This is a genomic window from Williamsia deligens (genome assembly GCF_024171765.1).
Classification (GTDB): domain Bacteria; phylum Actinomycetota; class Actinomycetes; order Mycobacteriales; family Mycobacteriaceae; genus Williamsia_A; species Williamsia_A deligens.
In genome coordinates, this window is record NZ_JAMTCI010000001.1 from 2,986,999 (window position 1) to 3,011,297 (window position 24,299).

At 71.6% G+C, this 24,299-nt stretch carries 23 protein-coding genes; 15 read left to right on the forward strand and 8 right to left on the reverse strand.

Annotated elements, in window-relative coordinates; translation table 11 throughout:
* The first annotated feature begins 9 nt into the window (after positions 1-9).
* The 4 genes from LX14_RS13810 to LX14_RS13825 are packed head-to-tail and all read left to right on the forward strand — an operon-like array spanning position 10 to position 2,967.
* Positions 10-768, forward strand: a complete 759-nt coding sequence (locus LX14_RS13810) for an aminoacyl-tRNA hydrolase (protein WP_253647736.1) — start codon at positions 10-12, stop codon at positions 766-768.
* The gene (locus LX14_RS13815) at positions 765-1,286 is read left to right on the forward strand and encodes a cupin domain-containing protein (protein WP_253647737.1); all 522 of its coding nucleotides are present in this window, start codon (positions 765-767) and stop codon (positions 1,284-1,286) included. The genes LX14_RS13810 and LX14_RS13815 overlap by 4 nt, the downstream gene beginning before the upstream one ends.
* Positions 1,283-2,113 (forward strand): ABC transporter ATP-binding protein, encoded by an 831-nt coding sequence (locus LX14_RS13820; RefSeq protein ID WP_253647738.1) that lies wholly within the window; start codon positions 1,283-1,285, stop codon positions 2,111-2,113. The genes LX14_RS13815 and LX14_RS13820 overlap by 4 nt, the downstream gene beginning before the upstream one ends.
* Complete coding sequence (locus tag LX14_RS13825) at positions 2,110-2,967, forward strand: NUDIX hydrolase (RefSeq protein WP_372505343.1); 858 nt, start codon at positions 2,110-2,112, stop codon at positions 2,965-2,967. Before LX14_RS13820 ends, LX14_RS13825 begins: the two co-directional genes overlap by 4 nt.
* A gap of 4 nt (positions 2,968-2,971) precedes the next feature.
* Here LX14_RS13825 and LX14_RS13830 read toward each other — a convergent pair whose 3' ends face one another.
* From LX14_RS13830 to LX14_RS13840, 3 genes are all read right to left on the reverse strand, one after another.
* Positions 2,972-5,032 (reverse strand): M13 family metallopeptidase, encoded by a 2,061-nt coding sequence (locus LX14_RS13830; protein WP_253647739.1) that lies wholly within the window; start codon positions 5,030-5,032, stop codon positions 2,972-2,974.
* A 69-nt stretch (positions 5,033-5,101) separates the two neighbouring features.
* The gene (ligD, locus tag LX14_RS13835) at positions 5,102-6,052 is read right to left on the reverse strand and encodes a non-homologous end-joining DNA ligase (protein WP_253647740.1); all 951 of its coding nucleotides are present in this window, start codon (positions 6,050-6,052) and stop codon (positions 5,102-5,104) included.
* 19 nt (positions 6,053-6,071) lie between these two features.
* The gene (locus tag LX14_RS13840; protein ID WP_253647741.1) at positions 6,072-6,962 is read right to left on the reverse strand and encodes an alpha/beta hydrolase; all 891 of its coding nucleotides are present in this window, start codon (positions 6,960-6,962) and stop codon (positions 6,072-6,074) included.
* Positions 6,963-7,016: 54 nt separating this feature from the next.
* Between LX14_RS13840 and LX14_RS13845 the strand changes: the two genes are divergently transcribed.
* From LX14_RS13845 to LX14_RS13855, 3 genes are read left to right on the forward strand one after another with little or no spacing between them, the layout of a single operon-like run.
* Positions 7,017-7,805: an enoyl-CoA hydratase/isomerase family protein gene (locus LX14_RS13845; protein ID WP_253647742.1), complete on the forward strand. Its 789-nt coding sequence runs from the start codon at positions 7,017-7,019 to the stop codon at positions 7,803-7,805.
* 31 nt (positions 7,806-7,836) lie between these two features.
* Positions 7,837-8,799: a class I SAM-dependent methyltransferase gene (locus tag LX14_RS13850; protein WP_253647743.1), complete on the forward strand. Its 963-nt coding sequence runs from the start codon at positions 7,837-7,839 to the stop codon at positions 8,797-8,799.
* A 9-nt stretch (positions 8,800-8,808) separates the two neighbouring features.
* Positions 8,809-9,987: a THUMP-like domain-containing protein gene (locus LX14_RS13855; protein ID WP_253647744.1), complete on the forward strand. Its 1,179-nt coding sequence runs from the start codon at positions 8,809-8,811 to the stop codon at positions 9,985-9,987.
* 49 nt (positions 9,988-10,036) lie between these two features.
* Here LX14_RS13855 and LX14_RS13860 read toward each other — a convergent pair whose 3' ends face one another.
* Positions 10,037-11,362 carry an outer membrane protein assembly factor BamB family protein gene (locus LX14_RS13860; RefSeq protein ID WP_372505344.1) on the reverse strand — a complete coding sequence of 442 codons (1,326 nt, stop codon included), beginning with the start codon at positions 11,360-11,362 and terminating at the stop codon, positions 10,037-10,039.
* 121 nt (positions 11,363-11,483) lie between these two features.
* On the opposite strand from LX14_RS13860, the gene LX14_RS13865 reads away from it, so the two are divergent.
* Positions 11,484-12,233 carry an acyltransferase gene (locus tag LX14_RS13865; protein ID WP_253647745.1) on the forward strand — a complete coding sequence of 250 codons (750 nt, stop codon included), beginning with the start codon at positions 11,484-11,486 and terminating at the stop codon, positions 12,231-12,233.
* A 39-nt stretch (positions 12,234-12,272) separates the two neighbouring features.
* On the opposite strand, the gene LX14_RS13870 is transcribed toward LX14_RS13865, so the two are convergent.
* Genes LX14_RS13870 through LX14_RS13885 form a run of 4 tightly spaced genes read right to left on the reverse strand, consistent with a single transcriptional unit; the run spans position 12,273 to position 16,953 of the window.
* Complete coding sequence (locus LX14_RS13870) at positions 12,273-13,358, reverse strand: NAD-dependent epimerase/dehydratase family protein (RefSeq protein WP_253647746.1); 1,086 nt, start codon at positions 13,356-13,358, stop codon at positions 12,273-12,275.
* Between the two features lie 16 nt (positions 13,359-13,374).
* Entirely contained in the window at positions 13,375-14,631 is a 1,257-nt protein-coding gene (locus LX14_RS13875) for a glycosyltransferase family 4 protein (protein WP_253647747.1), read from the reverse strand.
* Positions 14,628-16,166, reverse strand: coding sequence for a 1,4-alpha-glucan branching protein domain-containing protein (locus tag LX14_RS13880; RefSeq protein ID WP_253647748.1), 1,539 nt, complete (start codon positions 16,164-16,166; stop codon positions 14,628-14,630). The genes LX14_RS13875 and LX14_RS13880 overlap by 4 nt, the downstream gene beginning before the upstream one ends.
* A gap of 7 nt (positions 16,167-16,173) precedes the next feature.
* Positions 16,174-16,953: a class I SAM-dependent methyltransferase gene (locus tag LX14_RS13885; protein ID WP_253647749.1), complete on the reverse strand. Its 780-nt coding sequence runs from the start codon at positions 16,951-16,953 to the stop codon at positions 16,174-16,176.
* 232 nt (positions 16,954-17,185) lie between these two features.
* On the opposite strand from LX14_RS13885, the gene LX14_RS13890 reads away from it, so the two are divergent.
* From LX14_RS13890 to LX14_RS13920, 7 genes are all read left to right on the forward strand, one after another.
* The gene (locus LX14_RS13890) at positions 17,186-17,971 is read left to right on the forward strand and encodes an electron transfer flavoprotein subunit beta/FixA family protein (protein ID WP_253647750.1); all 786 of its coding nucleotides are present in this window, start codon (positions 17,186-17,188) and stop codon (positions 17,969-17,971) included.
* A 36-nt stretch (positions 17,972-18,007) separates the two neighbouring features.
* Positions 18,008-18,964: an electron transfer flavoprotein subunit alpha/FixB family protein gene (locus LX14_RS13895; RefSeq protein ID WP_253647751.1), complete on the forward strand. Its 957-nt coding sequence runs from the start codon at positions 18,008-18,010 to the stop codon at positions 18,962-18,964.
* Positions 18,965-19,150: 186 nt separating this feature from the next.
* Positions 19,151-20,008: a GNAT family N-acetyltransferase gene (locus LX14_RS13900; protein WP_253647752.1), complete on the forward strand. Its 858-nt coding sequence runs from the start codon at positions 19,151-19,153 to the stop codon at positions 20,006-20,008.
* Positions 20,005-20,913 (forward strand): lysophospholipid acyltransferase family protein, encoded by a 909-nt coding sequence (locus tag LX14_RS13905; protein ID WP_253647753.1) that lies wholly within the window; start codon positions 20,005-20,007, stop codon positions 20,911-20,913. Before LX14_RS13900 ends, LX14_RS13905 begins: the two co-directional genes overlap by 4 nt.
* A 28-nt stretch (positions 20,914-20,941) precedes the next feature.
* Positions 20,942-22,147 (forward strand): cysteine desulfurase family protein, encoded by a 1,206-nt coding sequence (locus tag LX14_RS13910; protein ID WP_253647754.1) that lies wholly within the window; start codon positions 20,942-20,944, stop codon positions 22,145-22,147.
* A gap of 3 nt (positions 22,148-22,150) precedes the next feature.
* On the forward strand, positions 22,151-23,260 hold the full coding sequence (gene mnmA / locus LX14_RS13915) for a tRNA 2-thiouridine(34) synthase MnmA (RefSeq protein WP_253647755.1): 1,110 nt from the start codon (positions 22,151-22,153) through the stop codon (positions 23,258-23,260).
* Positions 23,257-24,294 (forward strand): uroporphyrinogen decarboxylase/cobalamine-independent methonine synthase family protein, encoded by a 1,038-nt coding sequence (locus LX14_RS13920; protein WP_253647756.1) that lies wholly within the window; start codon positions 23,257-23,259, stop codon positions 24,292-24,294. Before mnmA ends, LX14_RS13920 begins: the two co-directional genes overlap by 4 nt.
* Positions 24,295-24,299 lie beyond the last annotated feature (5 nt).

Here is a 24,299-nt window from a genome sequence, read left to right on the forward strand (position 1 = left end):
ACGTCGGCGGTGGGATTCGACGAGCGGTTCGGGTTGCTCACCGATCGTCTCGGTGACGCGCCGGATTCCGACGACCCCGCTCTGGTCCTGGCCATGCCGATCGTCGTCCGCATCGAGAAGCGCGACCCGCCCGGACGCCAGGCCACGCTGGTCGCGGCCGCCCGGGCCGCGGTGCTGCTGTGTCTCGACGAGCAGGCCGACGCCGACGGACCCTGGGGCGACGCGGTCGCTGCCTGGTGCGGTGCGCGGATCCGCAAGATCAGTCGCCGCGCCCGCGGGGCGCACTGGACCGCGGCCCAGGACGTCCCCGGCGTCACCGTGGCCGAGGGCGACGGTTTCGCCCGCGCGATCGTCCCCGGTCCGGTCGGTGACGTCGACAGGCGCATCGACCGCCTGCAGATCGGCGGGACCGAACTGGAAGGGCCGCTGGAACCGCCCGGCGTGGTGGGGGAGGCCCCGGTCGTCCTGTGGGTCAACCCTGGCCTCGACATGACGCTGGGCAAGCTGGCGGCCCAGGTCGGCCACGGCTCGATGCTCGCCGCCCGCCTGTTCGACGTGTCCGACGCGCGCCGCTGGTGGGAGGATGGGTGCCCGCTGGCGGTCGCGGAGCCGAGCGAGGAGCAGTGGGCGGACCTGCTTGCGCGCGACGGGAGCGACACCGTCGCCGTGCGCGACGCCGGGTTCACCGAGGTCGCCCCTGGATCGGTGACGGTCATCGCGGAGCGGCGTCGTGAGACCGACACCCCTGGACGGGAGGACGGACGATGACCGCAGGACTTCCCGACTGGGCGGACGGCCTGGACCTCGCACCGCACCCAGAGGGCGGGTGGTATCGCGAGACGTGGCGGTCGGAGGTGACGCTGCCCCGGACCGTCCTGCCGGGGGCGCACAGCGGCGACCGCCCTGCGGGCACGGCGATCCTGTTCCTGCTCCCGACGGGCGCGGAGTCGGCCTGGCACACCGTGGTGGGGTCCGAGATCTGGCTGCACCACCGCGGGTCGCCCGTGGTCCTCACCCTCGGTGGGGTCGGTGACTCGCCCGGTGACGAGACCAGCGTGGTGCTCGGCCCGGACCTCGCCGCGGGGCAGCACCCCCAGTACGTCGTCGCACCGGGGCAGTGGCAGCGCGCACGACCCCTCGACGGACATCCGGACGGCGGCGGGCTGGTGAGCTGCGTCGTGGTGCCGGGCTTCGACTTCGACGACTTCGCCCTGCTCGACCCCGGCGCCACCGACGCCGCCCCTTCCACCGACGGACGACCTCGGTGGGGCACGATGGGGACGTGACCGACATCGACCCCGATCTGTTGATCGACCTCCGCGACGTCACCCTGGTCCGCGGGGGCACGACCCTGGTGGGACCGGTCACCTGGCAGGTGGAACTGGACGAACGCTGGGTGGTCATCGGCCCCAACGGCGCCGGGAAGACCTCGCTGCTGCGGATCGCGGCCGCCGAGACGCACCCGACGTCGGGCACCGCCGTGCTCCTCGGTTCCCGACTGGGACAGACCGACGTCCGTGACCTCTCCACGCGGATCGGTGTCGCGTCGTCGATGCTCGCGGCGCGTGTCCCCGACGACGAGGTGGTGACCGACCTCGTCATCTCGGCCGGGTACTCGGTGCTGGGTCGATGGCGGGAGGCCTACGAGGAGGTCGACCGGGCTCAGGCGGTCGAGACGTTGGAATCGATGGGTGCCGAGCATCTCGCCGACCGCACCTTCGGCACGCTGTCCGAGGGAGAGCGCAAGCGCGTCATGATCGCGCGGGCCCTCATGACCGACCCGGAACTCCTCCTGCTCGACGAGCCCGCCGCCGGCCTCGACCTCGGTGGGCGAGAGGAACTCGTGGCGCGTCTGGCCCTGCTCGCGGCCGACCCCGACGCTCCGGCGACCGTGGTGATCACCCACCACGTCGAGGAGATCCCCGAGGGGTTCACGCATGCCCTGCTGCTGTCGGAGGGCGCCGTCGTCACGCAGGGTCTGATCGACGACGTGATGACCGAGGAGAACCTGACGGCCACGTTCCACCAGAACATCGCGCTGGAGCACGTCGACGGACGCTGGTTCGCGCGCCGTGCGCGTCGCGCCGGCTCACACCGGCGCGCCCGCCCGTGAGCGACGCCGAACGCGGGCAACTCCCCGAATCGTTCCGTCCCGTCGACGATCCCGACTCCGTGCCGGTCCGGGACGCCGCCACCGTCGCCCTGATCCGTGACGGGCAGCAGGACGCCGGGATCGAGGTGTTCCTCATCCGCCGGGCCGCCGCCATGGCCTTCGCCGGCGGGATGACCGTCTTCCCCGGTGGTGGTGTGGATCCCCGGGACGCCGAGGCCGGTGCAGACACCGGCGACTGGGTCGGACCCGAACCGCGCTGGTGGGCAGAGCAGTTCGACGCGACGCGATCACCCGACGACGGTGACGTCGTCCTCGCCTCGTCCCTGGTGCGCGCGGCCGTCCGCGAGACGTTCGAGGAGTGCGGGGTGCTCCTCGCCGGGTCGTCGTCCGACGACGTCGTCGCCGACCCCGGGATCCACGAGGCCGAGCGTCGTGCCCTGGAGTCCAAGGCGCTGTCGCTGTCGGCGTTCCTGGGGCAGTCGGGCCTCGTGCTCCGGGCCGACCTGCTCGCGCCGCTCGCGCGGTGGATCACCCCGCTCGGGGAGCGTCGTCGCTACGACACACGGTTCTTCCTGGCGCAGCTGCCGACCGGCCAGGCGGCCGACGACCAGACCAGCGAGGCGGCCTCAGCGGGGTGGCATCGCGTGTCCGACATCATGGCCTCGTGGCGGGCGGGCGACGTGTTCCTGCTGCCGCCCACGTGGACACAGTTGGACCATCTCGCCGGTTTCGACACCGTCGCCGACGCGATGGCCGCGACGCGCCGGATCGAACCGGTGACACCGGTGCTCATCTCCGACGGATCCGCCCTGCGGATCGAGTTCGACGGGTCGGACCGCTACACCGGCGGGTGACCGGTCACCAGATGGTGACGCGCTTGTCCGGTGCGAGCCACATCGGGTCCGACGGGCCGACCCCGAACGTCTCGTAGAACGCAGAGATGTTGCGCACCACCTGATTGCAGCGGAACTCCGGCGGCGAGTGCGGGTCGGTGGCGAGGCGCTCCTCGGCGGCGGCAGGACGGTACTTGCCCCGCCAGATCCGTGCCCAGGACAGGAACACGTCGCGGGCGCTCGGCTCGCTCTTCGCCTTCTCCGCAGCTATCCGGTAGGCCGACAGGGCGATCGACAGTCCGCCGAGATCGGCGAGGTTCTCCCCGACGGTGAGTGCACCGTTGACCTGCTTGTCGGCGGGCAACCCCTTCGGGACGAGGGTGTCGTACTGCGCGATCAACGCGTTCGAGCGCTTCGTGAACTCGGCGCGGTCCGACGCCGTCCACCAGTCGCGCAGGTTGCCGTCGGCGTCGTACTGGGAGCCCTGGTCGTCGAATCCGTGCCCGATCTCGTGACCGATCACCGCGCCGATGCCGCCGTAGTTGACCTGCGGCTCGGCGTCGGGGGAGAAGAACGGGTACTGCAGGATGGCGGCGGGGAAGACGATCTCGTTGAACGTCGGGTCGTAGTAGGCGTTGACGGTCTGCGGTGTCATCTGCCACTCGGTCTTGTCGACCTTCGTCCCCAGTTTCGCGAACTGCCGTCGGGTGGCGAACATCTGGCCGTTGCGGACCGATTCGACGAGGTCGTCGCGGCTGATCTGCAGTGCGGAGTAGTCGCGCCAGGTGTCGGGGTAGCCGATCTTGACGGTGAGCTTGTCGAGCTTGGTGTTCGCCTCCTTGCGGGTGGCGTCGCTGAACCAGGTGATGGAGGCGAAGCTGCGTCGGTAGGCCTCGACGATGGTGGCGACGAGCTCGCGCGCGTCGTCCTTGGCCGAGCCGGCGAAGTGCTTCGCGACGTACTTCTTCCCCAGTGCCTCGCCGAGCAGCGAGTCGACCAGTGCCACACCCGACTTCCAGCGTTCGGGTTCCTTCTCGACACCGTTCAGCGTGCGGGAGAAGAAGTCGAAGTTCGCCGACCGGAACGGCGTGGACAGGTACCGGGAGTAGCTGCGCAGCACCGTCAGCCGCATGTAGTCGCGCAGTGTGTCGATGGGTGTCTGCGCCCACACGGTCGCAGCGGTGGCGACCGACTTCGGACCCGCCACCACCACCCTCGACAGTGCCGTGTCACCGAGCCCGAGCCCGGAGCGCCATGCCGCCCAGTCGATGCCGGGCGCCGCGGCGGTGAACTCCGCCCATGTCCGCGGGTTGTAGGTCTTCTTGGCGTCACGGTTCTCGACGGTGGTCAGATGCCCTGCGGCCACGGCGGTCTCGACGGACATGGCCCGCTGCGCGCGCCCCTGCGGGTCGGTCAGCCCGGCGAGCCGGGCGAGGGTCGTCAGGTGCTCGACGTACTTCGCGCGGTCCTCGGCGTACGACGCCTCCCGGTAGTACGACTCGTCGGGCAGGCCTATCCCGGACTGCACGATGTTGGCGACGTAGCGGGTGGAGTCGGCCTGGTCGGGCGCGATGTAGAGGTCGACGATGCCGGTGGCACCGGCGGTGGAGAGTGCCGCGAGTCCCCGGGTGAGCGTGTTCTTGTCCGGGGCGCGGTCGATCGCGGCGAGCAGCCCCGCCACGGGCGAGACGCCCGCGGCGTCGATGCGGCCGGTGTCCATGAAGGAGCGGTACAGGTCGCGGATCTTGGCGTCCTCGCCGGTCGCGTCGTCGCCGATGCCCTCGATGATCTGCCGTAGTTGCTTCTGCGCGTTGTCGTCGAGCTCGTCGAACGTGCTGTACCCCGCCTTGTCCGCGGGGATCTGATAGCTCGACAACCATCCGCCGTTCACGTGGCGGTAGAGATCGGACTCGGCGGTGACGCTGTTGTCGAGACCGGACAGGTCGGGTGTGAGAGCCGGTCGGCGCGGGCTGTCGTCACCGCAGGCGGCCAGGAGTGCCGCGGCGGTCAGCCCGCCCAGTCCGGCCAGGAAGGCGCGACGACCCACCTGCGGCGTCACGGTGATGGCAGCGTCTCGGTCGGTCATCGTCTCCCTCGGGTCGTGTCGGAACTCGTCGGGCCGGAACTCGTCGGGTCGGTCGTGGGGGCCGGGCGGTCAGTCCTCGGTGACCTCGAGGCCGTCGCGGTCGGCCCAGGCCAGCAGGTCGTCGATGCGGTGGGCGACGTCGTCGATCTCGGCGTGCAGGTCGCCGAGGCGGGCGAACCGCTCCGGGACCGTGGCGATCGTCATCTCCGCGGGCACGATGTCGTCGAGTTCGTCCCACGCGAACGGCGTCGACACGGTGCCCTCGGGGTTGCCGCGCACCGAGTACGCCGCGGCGATGGTGTGGTCGCGGGCGTTCTGGTTGTAGTCGACGAAGACGACGTCGGGCTCGCGGTCCTTGCGCCACCACGTCGTGGTGGCCTCCCCGGCGGACCGTCGTTCGACCTCGCGGGCGAAGGCGAGCGCGGCGCGACGGACGTCGGCGAACCCCCACCGCGGTTCGATCCGCACATAGATGTGCAGCCCGGAGCCGCCGGAGGTCTTCGGGAAGCCGCGGATGCCGAGTTCGTCGAGCACCTCGTGCGCGATCCGCGCCACGCGCCGAACACGGTCGAACGGGCAGTCGGGCATGGGGTCGAGGTCGATGCGCCACTCGTCGGGTCGTTCGGTGTCGTCGCGTCGGGAGTTCCACGGGTGGAACTCCACGGTCGACATCTGCACGGCCCAGATCACGCTCGCCAGCTCGGTGACGCACACCTCGTCGGCGGTGCGGCTGTAGCGCGGGAAGAAGATGCGGACGGTCTCGAGCCAGTCGGGGGCACCGGCGGGGATGCGCTTCTGGTGGACCTTCTGTCCGGCGACACCCTTCGGGAAGCGGTGCAGCATGCAGGGCCGGTCACGCAGGGATCGCACGATGCCGTCGCCGACGGAGATGTAGTATATCGCGAGGTCCAGCTTGGTCTCGCCGCGGGCCGGGAAGTACACCCGCTGGGGGCTCGACAGCCGCAGTGTGCGGTCACCGACGGTGAGCTCGACCGGCTCGCCCGCGGACTCCGTCGCCATGCCGTTCGACCCTAGGGCATCACCGCCCGTCGAGCGCTCGTTCCACGGCCCGCGCGCGCGTCGCGAGGAACGCGCGGGCGACCGGTGTCCGGGGCGCGACGGAGTCGAACCCGTGGAACGCACCCGGGATCACCTCGACGTCGCAGGCGACGCCGGCGTCGCGGAGCCGCTGCGCGTACGCGAGGTCCTCGTCGTAGAAGAGATCGGTCGACCCGACGCCGATCCAGGCTGGGGCCACCCCCGACAGGTCGTCGTGGCGGGCGGGGACGGCGTCGGCCGGGTCGGCTGTGCCCAGGTAGGCGTTCCATGCGTACGCGTTGCTCGCCGCGCCCCACATGCGGTGCGCACGGGCGGGCGACGACGCCGTGCGGGTGCGGTCGTCCAGCATCGGGTACGTGAGCAACTGCAGCGCCGGGGCGACCTCGTCGGCGTCGCGGATGCGCAGCGACAGCGCCGCGGCGAGGCCACCACCGGCACTCGCCCCGGCGACGACCGTCTTCGCCGGGTCGGTCTGGGGGCGGGCCCGCAACCACCGCAGGGCGGTGTGGCAGTCGTCGAGCGCCGCGGGATACGGGTGCTCGGGCGCGAACCGGTAGGACACCGCGGCCACGGTGACACCGACGCGATCGGCGAAGGCGGCGCACAGGGCGTCGTCCTGGGCGGGGCTGCCCATCACGTATCCACCGCCGTGGATCCACAGCATCGCGCTGCCGTCACCACGGGGTGCGGCGGGTGTGTGCAGGCGCACCGACACCCCGTCGCCGACGTTGAGGGTCGGGACGCCCCTCGCGCCGGGGCGGGCGAGGCGGATGCCCACCCGGACCAGCGGCAACGTCGAGGCCCGGACGGGGGAGTGCGGGAGGAGACGGCTGATGCGGCGGAGGTCCGGGTGCACGTCGGCGGTGGTCATGGTGATCGATGGTGGCACGCGTCACGTCCCGGGTGAGGCGGTAACCTGCGCACCATGCCTGAATTCGTGCGTCTCGAGCACAGCGACGACCATCCCGGTGTCGCCACCATCCGTCTGGATCGCCCGCCGATGAACGCGCTGAACCGTCAGGTGCAGGACGAACTGGTCGCCGCCGCACGGGAGGCCTCGGAGGACGACGCGGTCAAGGCGGTGGTCGTCTACGGCGGTCCGAAGGTGCTCGCCGCCGGTGCCGACATCAAAGAGATGAACGCGATGACGTTCGCCGAGATGAGCAAGGTGGCGGGCTCGCTGCAGGCGGGTCTCGGCGCGATCGCGTCCATCCCGAAGCCGACCGTCGCGGCGATCACCGGCTACGCACTCGGCGGTGGCCTCGAGGTCGTGCTCGGTGCCGACCGGCGGATCGCCGGCGACAACGCGAAGCTCGGTGTCCCCGAGGTGCTGCTCGGTGTGATCCCCGGTGGTGGCGGCACCCAGCGTCTCGCCCGCCTCATCGGCCCGTCGCGGGCGAAGGACATGGTGTTCACCGGCCGGTTCGTCGGTGCGGAGGAAGCACTGTCGATCGGTCTCGTCGACGAGGTCGTCGCCCCCGACGAGGTGTACGCGGCGGCGTTGCGGTGGGCCTCGCAGTTCAGCAAGGCCGCGTCGGTCGCGCTCGCCGCGGCGAAGGCGTCCATCGACCAGGGTCTCGACACCGATCTCGCGACCGGGCTGAAGATCGAGGCCGCGCACTTCGCCGCACTGTTCGCCACCGAGGACCGGGCCATCGGCATGAAGTCGTTCGTGGAGAACGGCCCCGGCAAGGCCGAGTTCCTCGGCAAGTAGCGACCACCCCCACCGCTCGAAGGAGACGTCCGTGACCTCAGCGCCGTCCGACCCTGCGCCGAATCCCCGCGCCACCGCCGCGGAGGTCGACGCCGCCCTCGCCGACACCAAGCTCGCCCAGGTGCTCTATCACGACTGGGAGGCCGAGACCTACGACGAGAAGTGGTCCATCTCCTACGACGAACGATGCATCGACTACGCGCGGGGACGCTTCGACGCCGTCGCGGCCGGGGACGACCTGCCCTACGGGCGGGCGCTCGAACTCGGTTGCGGCACCGGCTTCTTCCTGCTCAACCTCATGCAGTCCGGGGTGGCCTCGTCGGGGTCGGTCACCGACCTGTCGCCGGGGATGGTGAAGGTCGCTCTGCGCAACGCGGAGAACCTCGGGCTCGACGTCGACGGTCGTGTCGCCGACGCCGAGACGATCCCCTACGACGACAACACCTTCGACCTCGTCGTCGGACACGCTGTGCTGCACCACATCCCGGACGTCGAGCAGGCGCTCCGTGAGGTCCTGCGCGTGCTGAAGCCGGGCGGTCGATTCGTGTTCGCCGGGGAGCCGTCGACCATCGGCGACTTCTACGCCCGCTGGCTCTCCCGCGGCACGTGGGCTCTCACGACGACGGTGACCAGGTGGTCGCCGCTGCGGAGCTGGCGTCGCCCCCAGGCCGAGCTCGACGAGTCCTCCCGTGCCGCGGCGCTCGAGGCCGTGGTGGACATCCACACCTTCGATCCCCGCGAGCTCGCGGACATCGCCCGATCGGCCGGCGCCACCGCTGTGGACACCGCGACCGAGGAGTTCACCGCCGCCATGCTGGGGTGGCCGGTGCGCACCTTCGAGGCCGCGGTACCCCCCGAGAAGCTCGGCTGGGGGTGGGCGCGGTTTGCGTTCGGCGGGTGGAAGCGTCTCACCTGGCTCGACGAGAAGGTGATGCGCAAGATCGTCCCGCCGCAGTTCTTCTACAACGTCGTCGTGACCGGTCGCAAAGCCTGACACGCAGCGGTGGAGGTCGACGACGTCGCCTGGCTGGCATCACGTTTCGGTGAGAAGGCCCTGACGACGGCGCAGGATCTGCCGCTCCGGCCTGACACGCTCATCGCTGATCTGGCGACGCTGCGAGCGCGGTACCCGGGACGGGACGCCGCGCTCGTCCAGGTGGTCCGGGGGCGACGGCGTCTGCGGGGCCGTGTGCTGGACGCGGATCGGTTGCTGGTCGACGACGCGTCGGCGCAACAGGCGACCGCGAGCCGTGTGGCCGCGCATCGTGCCCGACGGATCGCACGGGAGCATCCGGGGGCCGTCGTGCACGACGTCACCTGTTCCGTCGGGGCGGAGCTGCTCGAACTCGGTGCCGCCGCGGGCATCGGCGGCGTCCTCGGCTCCGACCTCGATCCGGCCCGGGCGGCGATGGCCTCACACAACGTCCCCGGTGCGCTGATCGCCCGGGCCGACGCTCTCACGCCGACCAGTACGGCCGACGTGGTCATCGCGGACCCGGCCCGGCGCGACTCGACGGGGTCGCGGACCTTCCGCCTGGAGGACCTGCGGCCCGGTCTGTTCGAGTTGCTGTCGGTGTACGCCGGTCGCTCTCTGGTGGTGAAATGCGCACCGGGACTGGATCACCAGCGCCTCCGGGACCGTTTCGGGTTCACCGGTGAGGCCGAGGTGGTCTCGGTCGACGGGGCCGTACGGGAGACGGCGCTGTGGTGTGGCGCCGCCGACGGACCACGCCGTCGGGCGACCGTGATCCGTTCCGGTGGCGCTGGGTTCGAGATCACCGACGACAGCGACGACGACGTGCCCGTCGGCGCTGTGGGGGAGTGGATCGTCGATCCCGACGGGGCCGTCGTGCGAGCGGGTCTCGTCCGCCACTACGCGGCTCGACACGGACTGTGGCAGCTCGACCACCGCATCGCCCACCTCACCGGTGACGCGGTCCCACCGGGCGAGCGCGGATGGCCGGTCCTCGAGCAGGTCCCGTACTCGGAGAAGGCGCTGCGCCGCCGACTCGCCGACCTCGACTGCGGGGTGCTCGAGATCATGGTGCGCGGTGTCGACGTCGACCCCGACAAGCTGCGCGCGCGACTTCGTCTGCGCGGCAGCCGTTCCCTCGCACTGGTCATCACGCGCGTCGGCACGGCGGCCACGGCCTTCGTCTGCGGACCGGGCGAGCGACACTGACCCACCCGCGCGTCGCCGAGGCCCCGTCGGCGCGGAGAACGACCGGGCGTCAGTCCTTCGGTTTGTCGAAGAAGTAGACCTCGCCGAGGTTGGTGGCGGTGGCGACGGCACCGGCCGAGGAGACCGCGACCCCGGTGGCGAACCCGAGGGCGCCGGGCATCTCGAGGCTGCGCTGGCTCGTGCCGTCCTTCGCCGAGACCTCCAGCAACGACAGGCCCTGTCGGGACCCGCTGCGCACCACGGTCCAGGCGTGGCCGTCGCGGGTCAGGGTGGACAGGCTGACGGACTGCAGATCGGTGCGCTGCCACAGTGGTTCGGCATGGTTCCCTCGGTCACGGAACGCACGCAGCGGGGCGCCGATCACGCCGGTGGGGATGATGACGCCGTCGGGCGAGACGGTCATCGTGCCGAAGCCGTAGCCCCCGACGAAGTAGTTCCAGCGGGTCGCGCCGGTGGCCGCGTCGAGGGCGTAGATGCTGCCGAGACGGTCGAACACGTACAGCGTCTTCTTGTCCGAGGACAGCGTCGGGGTGCCGATGACGCCGCTGGGGATCTGCGCGGTCCAGGCGTCGCGGAGCGCCACGGTCCCGTTGACCTCGTCGTAGCGCAGCGCCCGCACCTCCGAGGCGATGGACCGCTGCGGCCAGAACCCGATGTAGAGGCGTTTGGCGTCGGTGTCGACCGCGGGACTGGACTGCACCGCGCAGTTCGGGGCGCCGGTGACACAGTCCCCGAGGCCGAACGCGGGCTGTGACCCGTCGATGTCCGGCCGCAGGGTCACGCCGGGGGCGACGAGCTGCCCGGTCTGGGAGTTGATGAGCAGGACCTGGCCGAGGTGGGTGACGACGAGGACGACACCGGGCCCGGCGAACTTCGCCGACACCGGCACCCCGATGGTCGGGAAGCGCCACCGGATGGATCCGCCCCCGTTGTAGGCGACCAGGTTGCCCGCCTCGCCGGCGTAGACGTTGTCGTACTGGTCGACGAGCAACGACGTGAGCTCGACGCCCGCGGCCATCCGGCGGCAGAAGTTCTTGCGGCCGGCGCGCGGGTCGAACACGAAGGTGTTGCAGCCGTTGGGAGTCCGCGACGTCACGCCGACGTTCGACCGGCCGGAGACGGTCACCGGTGCGGAGACGGGACCGCCGGTCGGCCGCGACCACGAGAGCGTCAGGTCGTCGGGGACAGTCGGGTAGGCGAAGTTCGCGTTGCCGGCGTCGCCCCCGTAGCTGGGCCAGCCGGCGCTCGGGATGGACCGCACGTCGGTCTGGCCGTCCGAGCACGCCGTGACGACGGTGATCGCGGCGAGGGCCGTGATCAGCAACCGAGCGGCCACCCCGACGCGTCTCCGCGTGGTCACCGAGCTGTCCCGCATCGTTCTCCCGTCACCTGGTCACCGGCCCGTGGTGTACCCATGGCCCGATCGCATCGGTGAGCCTATCGCGGGCCGACGGGCGGGCCGGGAGGTGAGACACGCGGCGATAGGGTGACTGCCCATGACGACCATGTGGAACGCGTCGCTGCGGTCGCGCCGACGCGCCGGGCGGCGTCGGGACCCCGACCAGATCCGCTTCGTCACGCTCGCCTCGCTGCGGTGGGTGATCAGCCACCGCGCGTACACACCGTGGTACCTCGTGCGGTACTTCCGGCTGTGGCGGTTCCGCTCGGCGAACCCGCACGTGGTGCTCAAGGGCATGGTGTTCCTGGGGAGGAACGTGGAGATCCACGCCACGCCGGAGCTGGCACGGCTCGAGATCGGCCGGTGGGTGCACATCGGCGACGGCAACTCGATCCGCTGTCACGAGGGGTCCATGCGCATCGGCGACAAGACGGTGTTCGGCGCGAACAACGTCGTCAACGCCTACCTCGACATCGAGATCGGTGCGTCGACGCTCGTCGCCGACTGGTGCTACATCTGCGACTTCGACCATCGCACCGAGGACATCACGCTGCCCATCAAGGACCAGGGGATCGTGAAGGGCCCGGTGCGGATCGGCCCGGACACGTGGATCGCCGCGAAGGTGACCGTGTTGCGCAACACCATCGTCGGGCGGGGCTGCGTCCTCGGGTCGCACGCGGTGGTCCGCGGTGTCATCCCCGACTACGCGATCGCCGTCGGCGCCCCGGCGCGCGTGGTGCGCAACCGCGCCGACGACTGGGCGGCCACCGCCGAGCAACGGGCCGAACACGCCCGCGCCCTGGCCGACATCGAACGCAAGAAGGCCGCCGGGAACCTCGCGGACTGATCGACCCGGCTCGGTCCTGCGGCTCAGGGCCTCAGGGGCTCAGCGCAGCAGCTTGACCTGTCCGGCGTCGAGCATGGCGGCGAACATCTCCTCCAGCGACTCCCGCATCGGTCGGTACGAGATGCCCAGCGCCTCACGGCTCTTCGTGCTGTCGAGCCGGAGCGGTCCGCCCGAGCACCGGCGCACGAAGCGGCGGTCGCGACCGACGATCGGGGCGATCGCCACCAGCACGGGGATCGGCAACGGGAAGCGGGGGAGCGGTCGCTTGAACCCGAACTTCGGGACCAGGGCCTTGCCCATCTCCAGCAGGTCGGTGTCCGCGGCAGACAGGATGTGACGGCCTCGCGCGTCGGGTCGGAAGGCTGCGCTGACGTGCGCCAGGGCGACCTCGCGGACGTCGACGACACCGATCTTGATGCGGGGGGCGCCGAGCGCCATCAGGCCGTTGCCGAGTTGCGTGACGATCGCGAAGCTCTCCGAGGTGGGCGCGGGTCCCAGCGGCGGTCCGATGACCAGCGACGGGTTGATGACCACCAGGTCCCACCGCGACTGCGCGTCCGCGATCTCCCAGGCCTTCTTCTCCGCCAACGTCTTCGACAGGTTGTAGGGCTCGTAGTCCAGGGTGGCCGAGGTGTTCCAGTTCTCCTCGGTCAGCGTGCCGCCCGCCTTCTCGCAGTCGACCGTGTCGGTGTAGATCGCGGCGACCGAGCTCGTCAGGACGACGCGACGCACGGACTCGGTGCGATCGGCCGACTCGAGGACGGTCCGGGTGCCCTCGACCGCGGGGTCGACGAGTTCGGTCTGCGGATCCTTCACGTCCGTGGTGAACGGGGACGCGGTGTGGAAGACGATGCTGCACCCGGCCATGGCCGCGTCGTAGGAACCGTCGGTCAGCAGGTCCGCGGCGAAGAACTCGATGGTGCCGGGGGCGGCGTCGGCGAGGGCCCGCAGGTGTCCGGTCTTGCGCCGGTCGTCGGGGTTGCGCACCGCGGCGTGCACGGTGACCCCGGCGTCGAGGAGATCCTTGACGAGCCAGCCGGCGACGTAGCCGGTCGCACCGGTGACGAGCACGGGCGTCGTGGTGTCGATGTCGAGGGAGCTGAGGTACCGCGCGGGGCTGGACACCGCGTCAGGGTAGCGGTCAGGCGGGGCCGAGGTCCCGTTCGGGCAGCGGTCTCGTGACGATCTCCGGGCGCCCGACGGGATGGCGCACACGACGTTTGGCGGCGACGTACACCTCGGTGGTGCGCTGGGCGACGAGCCGCCATGAGAACTCGGCGGTGAGCCGCTCCCGGGCCGCGGCAGCCCGGCGCTGGGCGGCAGCCGGGTCGAGCAGGACGCCCCGCACCGCCGCGGCAAGCCCGGCCACGTCCCCGGGCGGGAACGCGAGACCGGTCACCCCGTCGGTCACGGCCTCACCCAGACCGCCCGCCGTGGACGTCACCAGCGGCGCACCGACCGCCGCGGCCTCAAGGGCGACGATGCCGAACGGCTCGTAGCGGCTCGGCAGGACGATCGCGTCGCAGGCCCGCATCGCGGCGAGCAGTGCGCCGTGGTCGGCGGTGCCGTGGAACCGGACCGCGCGCGAGACGCGATGGCGGCGGGCGAGGTCGCGCAGCCAGGTCTCCTGCGTCCCGTCGCCGAGGATGTCGAGGACGGTGCCGGGGTGGGTGCGTCGCAGCCGTGGCATGGCGGCGATGAGGTCCTGCACGCCCTTCTCGTACTCCAGGCGGCCGGCGTACAGCAGCCTCGGCGGGCCGTCGTGGGGCTGCCGGGGCGCGTAGGGCCAGGTGCTGACGTCGATGCCGTTGTGGATGGTGTGCACCTCGGCGAGGTCAGGACCGAACAGGCGGGTGACCTCGTCGCGCATCGAGCCCGAGCACGTGATCAGCGCGTCCGCCTCGGCGGCCAGCCACCATTCCACCGAGTGCACCTGCCGGTTCAGGGTGCCGGCGACCCACCCGCTGTGCCGGCCCGCCTCGGTGGCGTGCATGGTCGCGACGAGGGGGACGTCGTGGACCTGCGCGAGGGCGATGGCGGGGTGGGCGACGAGCCAGTCGTGGGCGTGCACGACGTCGGGTTCCCACCGACCGCCGTCGCGGTCGGTGACGGCCAGTCCGGCGCGGACCATGGCGTGTCCCATGGCCAGGGTCCACGCCATCATGTCGCGGGTGAACTCGAGGTCGGGCGGATCCTCCGCCACGGCGACGACCCGCACGCCCTCGACGACCGTGTCGGTCGTCGGATGGGTGAGAGCGTCTGTGCCGGTGGGCCGTCGGGACAGCACCACCACCTCGTGTCCCTGCGCGGCGAGGGCGACGCTGAGGTGGTGGACGTGGCGGCCCAACCCGCCGACGACGACGGGCGGGTACTCCCAGGAGACGACGAGGACCCTCACACCGCACCACCCGTCAGCCGGCGCGCGTCCAACGCCCCGAACGGGTGGTCGGCGCGCCGCCAGGCGTCGGCGAGCGCGACAGCCCGCTGGTCGTGGCGGCGGTCGGCGGCGTCGCCGATCTCGCGTGCCGCGTGCGAGTGGGTGAACGCGCGCTCGCGCGCATAGTCGGCGGCGGTGTCCTTGGACACCATGAACGCCCAGTCCGAGGCCAGGCCCAGGACCGTCTCGCGCACGATCTGGTCGGCGACAGGGTCGCGCGTCGTGGCGTCCCGATCGAGTCGCTTGGTCACCGTGTCCAGGGTCGAGGCGGTCACCTCGCGCTGCACGCGGACCAGGTCGTCCACGGCCGGGCCGTCCCAGACGCGCCAGTCCTTGCCCGATCCCCAGCTCGACGGCCCGAGATCGACTGCGTCGCCGACGAAGCCGTCCTCGATCGCCGTCTGCAGGGTCGTCACCTCGACGCCGGCGTCGGGCAGTGCCCGGAGCACCGCCTCGAGCCACCGCGGGCCCTCGTGCCACCAGTGCCCGAACAGTTCGGTGTCGAAGGCGGCCACCACCAACGCGGGTCGTCCGATCCGTTCCGACTGTTCCCGCAACCGGTCGCGGACCCGTCCCACGAAGTCGTCGACGTGGCGGGCGAGGGCGAGTTCCGCGCGGTCGGGGTCGTAGGGGGCCTTGTCCGGCCCGGGCACGGATCGGCCCGTCACCCGAGCGGCCTTGAACCCGAAACGGTGGTCCCACGTGTGGAAGTCGCGGTACGCGGGGTGACCGGGATATCCCGAGCGCGGCGACCAGACCCGGTAGCTGATCTCGAGATCGCGTCCGACCGCCAGCACGTCGGAGTCCCCGACAGGCCGTGCCAGTGCGGTGTCGCCGTGCAGGGCGGGGCCGTCGACGAGGAAATGGCCCACGCCGGCGGCGGCGTAACCGTCCTCCATCCCGGGTGCGTACGCGCACTCGGGTGCCCAGATGCCCGCGGGCCGCCGTCCGATCCGCGCGCGCGTGTCGGCGAGCCCCTCCTCGAGGCAGAACCGGCGCATCCGCGGGTCCATGGTCGGCGCGAAACCGTGTGCCAACGGACCGGACAACAGTTCGAGGACGCCGGAGTCGACGAGGTGCCGCAGTGCTCCGGATCCGCCGTGGCGCCACTGGGTCTCGAAGTCGTCGATCGCGGCGGCCGCGGCAGCGTGCTCGCGGACACCCAGTTGCAGGGCCCCGGCATCGTGTTCGGTCGTGCCGACGACCGCGGCCTCCGCGGCGCGCGTCTGCCACGAACCGAGCCACGCGTGCATCGCCGCGGCGCAGTACGGGTCGTCGAGCTGGGCGGCCAGCACGGGGGTCACACCCAGGGTCAGCTGGTCGCGCAGTCCGTCGGACGCGAGACGACGCAGCGCCGCGAACAACGGCTGATACGACGACGCCCAGGACTGATAGAGCCACTCCTCACCGACCGGCCAGGCACCGTGATGGGCGAGCCAGGGGAGATGCGAGTGCAGGACCAGCGCGAACCGACCCGGCACCGGTGAGGGGCTCATCGGAGGGTCATGCCGTGGCGACGGCCAACAGATCGAGGCTGTCGTCGATGCCACGCGCCTGATCGGGCTCGTCGGGGTGGATCTCGAAGTCGTCGGTCCGGATGCTGGCCACGTCCGCGGCGAGCGCGACCGGCCACGGCTCGTCGGCGAGGGCGCGGCCGATCTGTGCGTCGACGAAGGACCCGTTCCAGCGCTTGTCCAGCGCCCGCAGCGCCGACCCGTGGTGGACTCCGAGCATCTCGGTGACGGTGAACCCGCCGCCGACGAGCAGCTCGGTGAGCTCCGCGGCCGACAGCTCCCGCGTGTGGAAGGGGTTCAGCGGCGTGTCCCGGCCGGGGGAGAAGGTCAGCCGGTTGGGGGTGCTCATCAGCAGCACCCCACCGGGGCGCAGGACGCGACGGCATTCGGCGACGAACCGCTCCTGGTCCCAGAGGTGTTCGATCACCTGGAAGTTCACGATCACGTCGACGTCGTCGTCGGCGAGCGGGAGGTCCACGAGGTTCGCTCGGCGGACGTCGAGGCGCGGGTACGTCGCCCGCGAGTGCTGGACCGCGGACTCGTCGTAGTCGACGCAGACCACATCGGCGCCCGATGCCGCGAGCATGTCGGCGCCGTACCCCTCGCCGGACCCCGCCTCGAGCACACGTCGACCTCGGCACATCGGGGTGACGTGGGCGTAGGCGACCTCGTGCCGCCGGAACCAGTAGTTCTCCTCGGCGATGCCCGGCGCCGTCCGCTCGCCGGTGAGCGCGAGCACCGGCTCGGGGGCGTCGGTTGCGTTGGTCATCTGCGGGAGCCTAGTGGGCGCCGTCGAGGAGCCGATCCGGCGATCGTCCCGCCCCGGATGTGATCGATGTCTCCGCGCTACTGGCGGATGTGTTCAGCATCGCGGCTCACCTGCGAGGACGGCGTGTCGACGGCCTGACGGAAACGTCTAGAATGGGTCGAGGACGCTTTACCTTACCGGGCAGTAAGTTTACGGTGAGTTCACAACCGCTGAGTGGAGGTCGAAGAGGACCATGACGAACATCGTCGTACTGATCAAGCAGGTTCCGGACACCTGGTCCGAGCGCAAGCTCTCGGACGGTGACTACACGCTCGATCGCGAGGCGGCCGACGCCGTGCTCGACGAGATCAACGAGCGCGCTGTCGAGGAGGCCCTGCAGATCAAGGAGGCCTCCGGCGGCGAGGTCACGATCCTGTCGGCCGGTCCGGAGCGCACCACGGACGCGATCCGCAAGGCACTGTCGATGGGCGCCGACAAGGCGATCCACATCAAGGACGACCAGATGCACGGCTCCGACGCGGTGCAGACCGCGTACGTGCTGGCGCGTGCGCTCGGCACCGTCGAGGGCGTCGAGCTGGTCATCGCCGGCAACGAGGCGACCGACGGCCGCGGCGGCGCGATCCCGTCGATGATCGCCGAGTACCTCGAGTTGCCGCACCTGACGCACCTGCGCAAGCTCACCGTCGACGGCGAGACCCTGACGGGCGAGCGCGAGACCGACGAGGGCATCACCCACGTCGAGTCGACGCTGCCGGCCATCGTGAGCGTCAACGAGAAGATCAACGAGCCCCGCTTCCCGTCCTTCAAGGGCATCATGGCCGCGAAGAAGAAGGAAGTGCAGGTCGTCTCCCTCGCCGACATCGGTGTCGAGGCCGGCGACGTGGGCCTGGAGAACGCCGGTTCGACGGTCACCAACAACACCCCGAAGCCGCCCAAGACCGCGGGTGAGCGCGTCACCGACGAGGGTGACGGCGGCAGCAAGGTCGCGCAGTACCTCGTCGGCCAGAAGATCATCTGAGACGCCCCCACACGCATCCCGAGGAGCACACAACTCATGGCAGAAGTACTCGTTCTCGCTGAGCTCGACGCCGAGGGCGGCCTGAAGAAGGTCACCGGCGAGCTCATCACCGCAGCCCGCGCGCTCGGCTCGCCGAGCGTCGTCGTCGCCGGGAAGCCCGGCACGGCCGACAGCGTCGTCGACGCCCTCAAGGAGGCCGGCGCCGAGAAGATCTACGTCGCCGAGTCCGACGACGTCGACGGCTACCTGATCAGCCCCAAGGTCGACATCCTGGCGTCCGTCGCCGAGCAGGCCTCGCCGGCCGCGATCATCGTCGCGGCCAACGCCGACGGCAAGGAGATCTCGGGACGCCTGGCCGTGCGCCTGGGCTCGGGCATCCTCTACGACGTCGTCGACATCAAGGAGGACAAGACCGGCGTGCACTCGATCTTCGGTGGCGCGTTCACCGTCGAGGCGCAGCCCAAGGGCGACATCCCGATCTATTCGGTGCGTCCGGGTGGCGTCGAGGCCGTCCCGCAGGCCGGCGCCGGCGAGCGCGTCGACGTCGAGGTCCCCGCCCCCGCGGCCAACGCGGTCAAGATCACCAAGGTGGAGCCGATCGTCGGTGGCGACCGCCCCGAGCTGACGGAGGCGTCGATCGTCGTCTCCGGTGGTCGTGGCGTCGGCAGTGCCGACAAGTTCTCCGTGGTCGAGGATCTCGCCGACTCGCTCGGCGCAGCCGTCGGCGCGTCCCGCGCCGCGGTCGACTCCGGCTACTACCCGGGGCAGTTCCAGGTCGGCCAGACGGGCAAGACCGTCTCGCCGCAGCTGTACGTCGCGCTGGGCATCTCCGGAGCCATCCAGCACCGCGCCGGCATGCAGACCTCGAAGACCATCGTGGCCGTCAACAAGGACGAAGAGGCCCCGATCTTCGAGATCGCCGACTACGGCGTCGTGGGCGATCTCTTCGACGTCGCACCGCAGCTGACCGACGAGGTCAAGAAGCGCAAGTGACACCTGCCGGTCGCTGACCGGCACAGCACCGACCACGACCCCCGGGACACCGTCCCGGGGGTCGTGTCGCGTCTCGGGGACACGCACACGTCGGTGGGGTGTAACCCGGGCGCGCAGGAGTTCACCGCACCTCCACCGACATGACACGCCGGTGCAGCACGGCCGCCCGGTGCGCTCGATACACCTGTGCACATGGCGACGACACTGCTCGACGGCACCCACCCCACGACGCCGACCCGGCGCTCCCGCGTGCTGCTGCGCGGCCCGCGGTACAGCCTCCACCTGACGACCCGGCCCGAGGACGTCGAGGCCGCGCAACGGTTGCGGCACACCGTGTTCTCGCGAGAACCCGGTTTCGGCACCGCGATGGTCGGGACCGTCGACGGCCGTGACGCCGACCGCTTCGACGACCACTGCGACCACCTCCTGGTGCGCGACGACCACGCCGACGGTGCGGTCGTCGGGTGTGCTCGCGTGCTGACCCCGGACGCGGCGATCGCCGCCGGTGGTCTCTACGGCGCCGGTGAGTTCGACCTGCTGGAGTTGGCCCCGATCGCGGCCGAGACCGTCGAGATGGGGCGAGCGTGTGTGCTCGAGGGACACCGGTCGGGGTCGGTGATGGCGCTGATGTGGTCCGGAACGCTGCGGTATCTCGACGAGACCGGCCATCGGTACGTCGTCGGATGCACCTCGGTCCCGGTCGACCCGGTCGACGGCACCGCCCCGGGTGCGGTGATCCGTGGGACGCGAGACCTCGTCCGCGATCGACACCGCGCAGCGTGGCAGGTCTTCCCGCACCGCCCCGTGGTGATCGAGGGCAGGCGGCTCGACGAGATCGATCCGCCACCGCGGCTGACGCTGACGCCGCTGATGTCGGGCTACCTGCGGATCGGTGCGCGCGTCTGCGGGGAACCAGCACACGACCCGGACTTCGGCGTCGGGGACTTCCTGACGGTCCTCGACAAGGAGACGGCCGACCGCCGCTACCTCGAGCGGCTGCGCGGCCTGGCCGACCGGTGCGAGGTCGCGGAGGTGGCGCGGTGACCGACCACGCCTGGTTCCCGACGAGCTCCTGCGACGCGAGCTGCGTCCGCGAGCCCGCCTCCGATCCCGTGGGTCCGCTCGGTGTGGCATGCCGGGTGGCGCGGTTCACCGTGACGGCAGGAGCGGTGGTCGCCGCCGGGACCCCCGTCTCGCTGCTGCCGCGTCCGGTGCGTCGACGGTTCCTCCGCGGCTCGGCGCGGTCACTGCTGGCATCCCTGGGGATCACCGTCGAGGTCGACGACCGTCGGCCGCAGGTCGGTCGCGGGGTGGGGCTCGTGGTCGCCAACCACACCACGTTCCTCGACATCGTGGCGATCGCCTGCGTGGTGCCCGCACGGTTCGTCGCCAAGTCCGAGGTCCTCGGATGGCCGGTCGTGGGCGACCTCGCCCGCAGGCTGGGTGTGATCGGCATCGACCGGCGCTCGCTGCGATCCCTGCCCGCGACCGTCGCCGCCATGACCGAGGGCCTGTTCGCCGACGACGCCGTCGGCGTCTTCCCCGAGGGCACCACCTGGTGCGGCCACGCGGGCGGTCGTTTCCGGCCGGCCGCCTTCCAGGCCGCGGTCGACGCGCAGATGCCGGTCATCCCCGTACACGTCGGTTTCCGCGACGCCGACGGGGCTGTCGCCACCGTGTCGGCGTTCATCGGCGACGACGACCTGATGGACACCGTGCGACGCATCCTGCGGACGCGCGGACTGTCGGTGGTGGTCCGGGTGCACGAGCTGCAGCTGCCCGCGGACGACCGTCGCGAGCTGACACGACGCTGCGAGCGACTGGTGTTCGGTGACCTCGTGTCGGACGACTCGCTGGCCGCCATCCCCACGATCCCGGCGCCGGTGCGTCCGATCCGGTCGGCGGCGGGCGCGCCGTCGGCCGGACAGGTGCCCGCAGGCGCGGCATAGGGCGGTCCGCCGGTACTCTGGGTCGGTCATGCCCGCCTTCGTGAACGGCCCCGTCTACCTCGATCACGCAGCGTCCACGCCGATGCACCCCGCCGCTGTCGAGGCGATGACGCGCATCCTGGCCGACGCGGGCAACGCCGCCTCGCTCCACGGCTCGGGTCGTCGGGCCCGGCGTCACCTCGAGGAGGCGCGCGAGACGGTCGCCGCGGCGATCAACGCCCGCCCGTCGGAGATCGTCTTCACCGCCGGCGGCACCGAGAGCGACAACCTCGCGATCAAGGGGATCTTCTGGGCGCGCACGGCCGCGGACCCGCGCCGCCGTCGCCTCGTCATCTCCGCCGTCGAACACCATGCCGTCATGGACCCCGCCGCGTGGCTCGCCGACCGCGGCGACGCCGACCTCGTGGTCCTCCCCGTCGACGGTGAGGGCCGGGTGTCCCCGGCCGACCTGCGCACCGAGCTGGCGCAGCACGGTGCCGAGACCGCGCTCGTGTCGGTGATGTGGGCGAACAACGAGGTCGGGACCATCCAGCCCGTCGCCGAACTCGCCGCGGTCGCCGCCGAGTACGGCGTCCCGTTCCACACCGACGCCGTCCAGGCCGTGGGACACATCCCCGTCGATCTCGCCGCCGTCGGCGTGAGCGCCCTGACGCTCGCGGCGCACAAGTTCGGCGGCCCGCACGGCATGGGGGCCCTGGTCCTGCGCCGCGACGTGGACTGCGTCCCCCTGCTGCACGGCGGCGGTCACGAGCGCGACGTCCGGTCGGGCACCCCGGACGCCGCTGCCGCGGCCGGGATGGCCGCAGCCCTGCGGATCGCCGTCGACGAGCTGCCCGTCACCATGCGTTCCGTGGCCGCCCGCCGTGATCGCCTCCTCGACGTCGCGCGCGGGGTCGAGGGATGTGTGGTCAACGGACCGCTCGGCGTGGATCGTCTGCCCGGCAACGCCCACGTGTCCCTCCTCGGATGCGAGGGTGACTCGCTGCTGATGCTGCTCGACGCCAACGGCATCGAGTGTTCGACGGGCTCGGCCTGCACCGCGGGCGTCGCCCGGGCGAGCCACGTCCTGCTGGCCATGGGGTTGTCGACCCCCGACGCCCGCAGCAGCCTCCGCTTCTCCCTCGCGCCGTCGACCACCGACGCCGAGATCGACGCCGTCGCCGACGTCCTGGCCGATGTCGCCGACCGGGCCCGCGTCGCGGGCATGGCGGGCGCCGTCGTCGGGGAGCGCTGAGCCGTGCGTGTCCTGGCCGCGATGAGCGGCGGAGTCGACTCCGCCGTGGCCGCCGCGCGCGCCGTCGACGCCGGCCACGACGTCACCGGTGTGCACCTCGCGCTGTCGACCGCACCCGGCGCACTGCGCACCGGCAGTCGTGGATGCTGCTCGCGGGAGGACGCCGACGATGCACGACGCGCGGCCGACGTGCTCGGGATCCCGTTCTACGTCTGGGATTTCGCCGAGCGGTTCCGCGACGACGTCATCGACGAGTTCGTCGACGCCTACGCCCGCGGTCTCACACCCAACCCCTGTCTGACCTGCAACGAGAAGATCAAGTTCTCCGCGCTGGCCCACCGCGCGCGGGCACTGGGATTCGACGCGCTGGCCACCGGTCACTACGCGCGCCTGTCCGACGGAGTGCTCCGGCGCGCCGTCGACCCCGACAAGGACCAGTCCTACGTCCTGGCCGTCCTCACCGCGGAGCAGCTGGCGCACGCGATGTTCCCGGTCGGGGACACCCCCAAGCCCGAGATCCGCGCCGAGGCGGCACGGCGTGGCCTCACCGTCGCCGACAAGCCCGACTCGCACGACATCTGCTTCATCCCCAGCGGCGACACCCGCGCGTTCCTCGGTGCCCGTATCGGCGTGCGTCCCGGACTCGTGGTGGACGGCGCGACCGGGGACACCCTCGCCGAGCACGACGGCATCCACGGGTTCACCATCGGGCAGCGCAAGGGGTTGGGCATCGAGGCGCCCGCGACCGACGGAGCCCCGCGCTACGTGACCGGGATCGACCCGACCACCGCGACGGTGACGGTGGGATCGTCGCTGGACCTGCAGGTCTCGTCGATCACCGCCGAGCGCGCCGTGTGGACGTCGGGGACCGTCCCCACCGGTGCCATCGACTGCGTCGTGCAGGTGCGCGCCCACGGAGGGCTCGCCCCCGCCCGCGCCCACGCTGTCGACGCCGGGACCGGTATCGCCATCGAGCTGCACGAACCGCTGACCGGTGTGGCCGGCGGTCAGGCCGCGGTGCTCTACGCACCCGACGACGGGGCCGGGGACCGCGTCATCGGATGTGGTCGGATCAGCGCGTCTCCGACGCGGGGTCGGATCAGCGCCGCGTGAGCCCCACAGCAGCCACCCCCGCCGGGCCTCCCACCGGGATCGCCACGGGTGTCGGGTCGATGCCGGGCGTCGATCCCCGTGCCGCGGCGGACGTCGTCGCCGGTGAGGTGGCGCTCATGCACCTGCCCGAGCTCCCCGACCGCGGACCGGGCGCCGACATGATCGGACGCTGCGCGGCCCTGCTCGTCGACATGCCGATGGACATCGGCAACCACGGATACCGCTTCGCCGGCGGCGGGTCGGCTCTGGGCCGTCGTGCCCGTGACATGCTCCGCGCCGATCTCGACGCGCTCGAAGAGGTCTGGGAGACACGGGGTCTCGGCGGACCCGACTCGTGGGTGAAGATGCAGGTCTGTGGGCCGTTCACGGCCGCGGCGGGCATCGAGCTGGCCAACGGCCACAAGGTCGTCGCCGACCGGGGCGCCTGGGGCGACGTCGTCGGATCGCTCACCGAGGGCATCGTGACCCAGGTGCGTGAGCTCACGCGCCGTCTCGGTGCCCGGGTGGTCGTCCAGCTCGACGAGCCGTCGCTGGACCGGGTCATCGACGGCACCGTCCGTCCGCTGTCCCGGTTCGACACGGTGCCGGCCATCCCCGCGGCGGTCGTCGCCGAGCACCTCAGCGGTCTGTGCGACGCCGTCGCCACACCCGTCGTGCTGCACCACTGCGGACAGACGTTCCCGTGGGCGGTGGTGGCCCAGACGCCGCTGTGGGGCGTCTCCCTCGACCTCACGCCGCGGGGCGACGGTCGGCTGCCGACCGCGGACCTCGACGGGCTCGGCGAGACGATCGAGTCCGGGGTGGCCGTGATGGCGGGGGTCGTCCCCGGGGTCGGCCCTGCGACGCTGCCGTCGTCGGATGCTGTCGCCGACCGGGTCGTGGGCATCGTCGACACCATCGGTCTGGACCACTCCGCACTCACCGGGTCGTTCCTCGTGACCCCGTCATGCGGACTGTCGGGCGCCACCGGCGACCGGGCTGCCGCGGCGCTGGCCCTGTGCACCTCGGCGGCGGCCCAACTGCCGCACCGCTGAGCGCG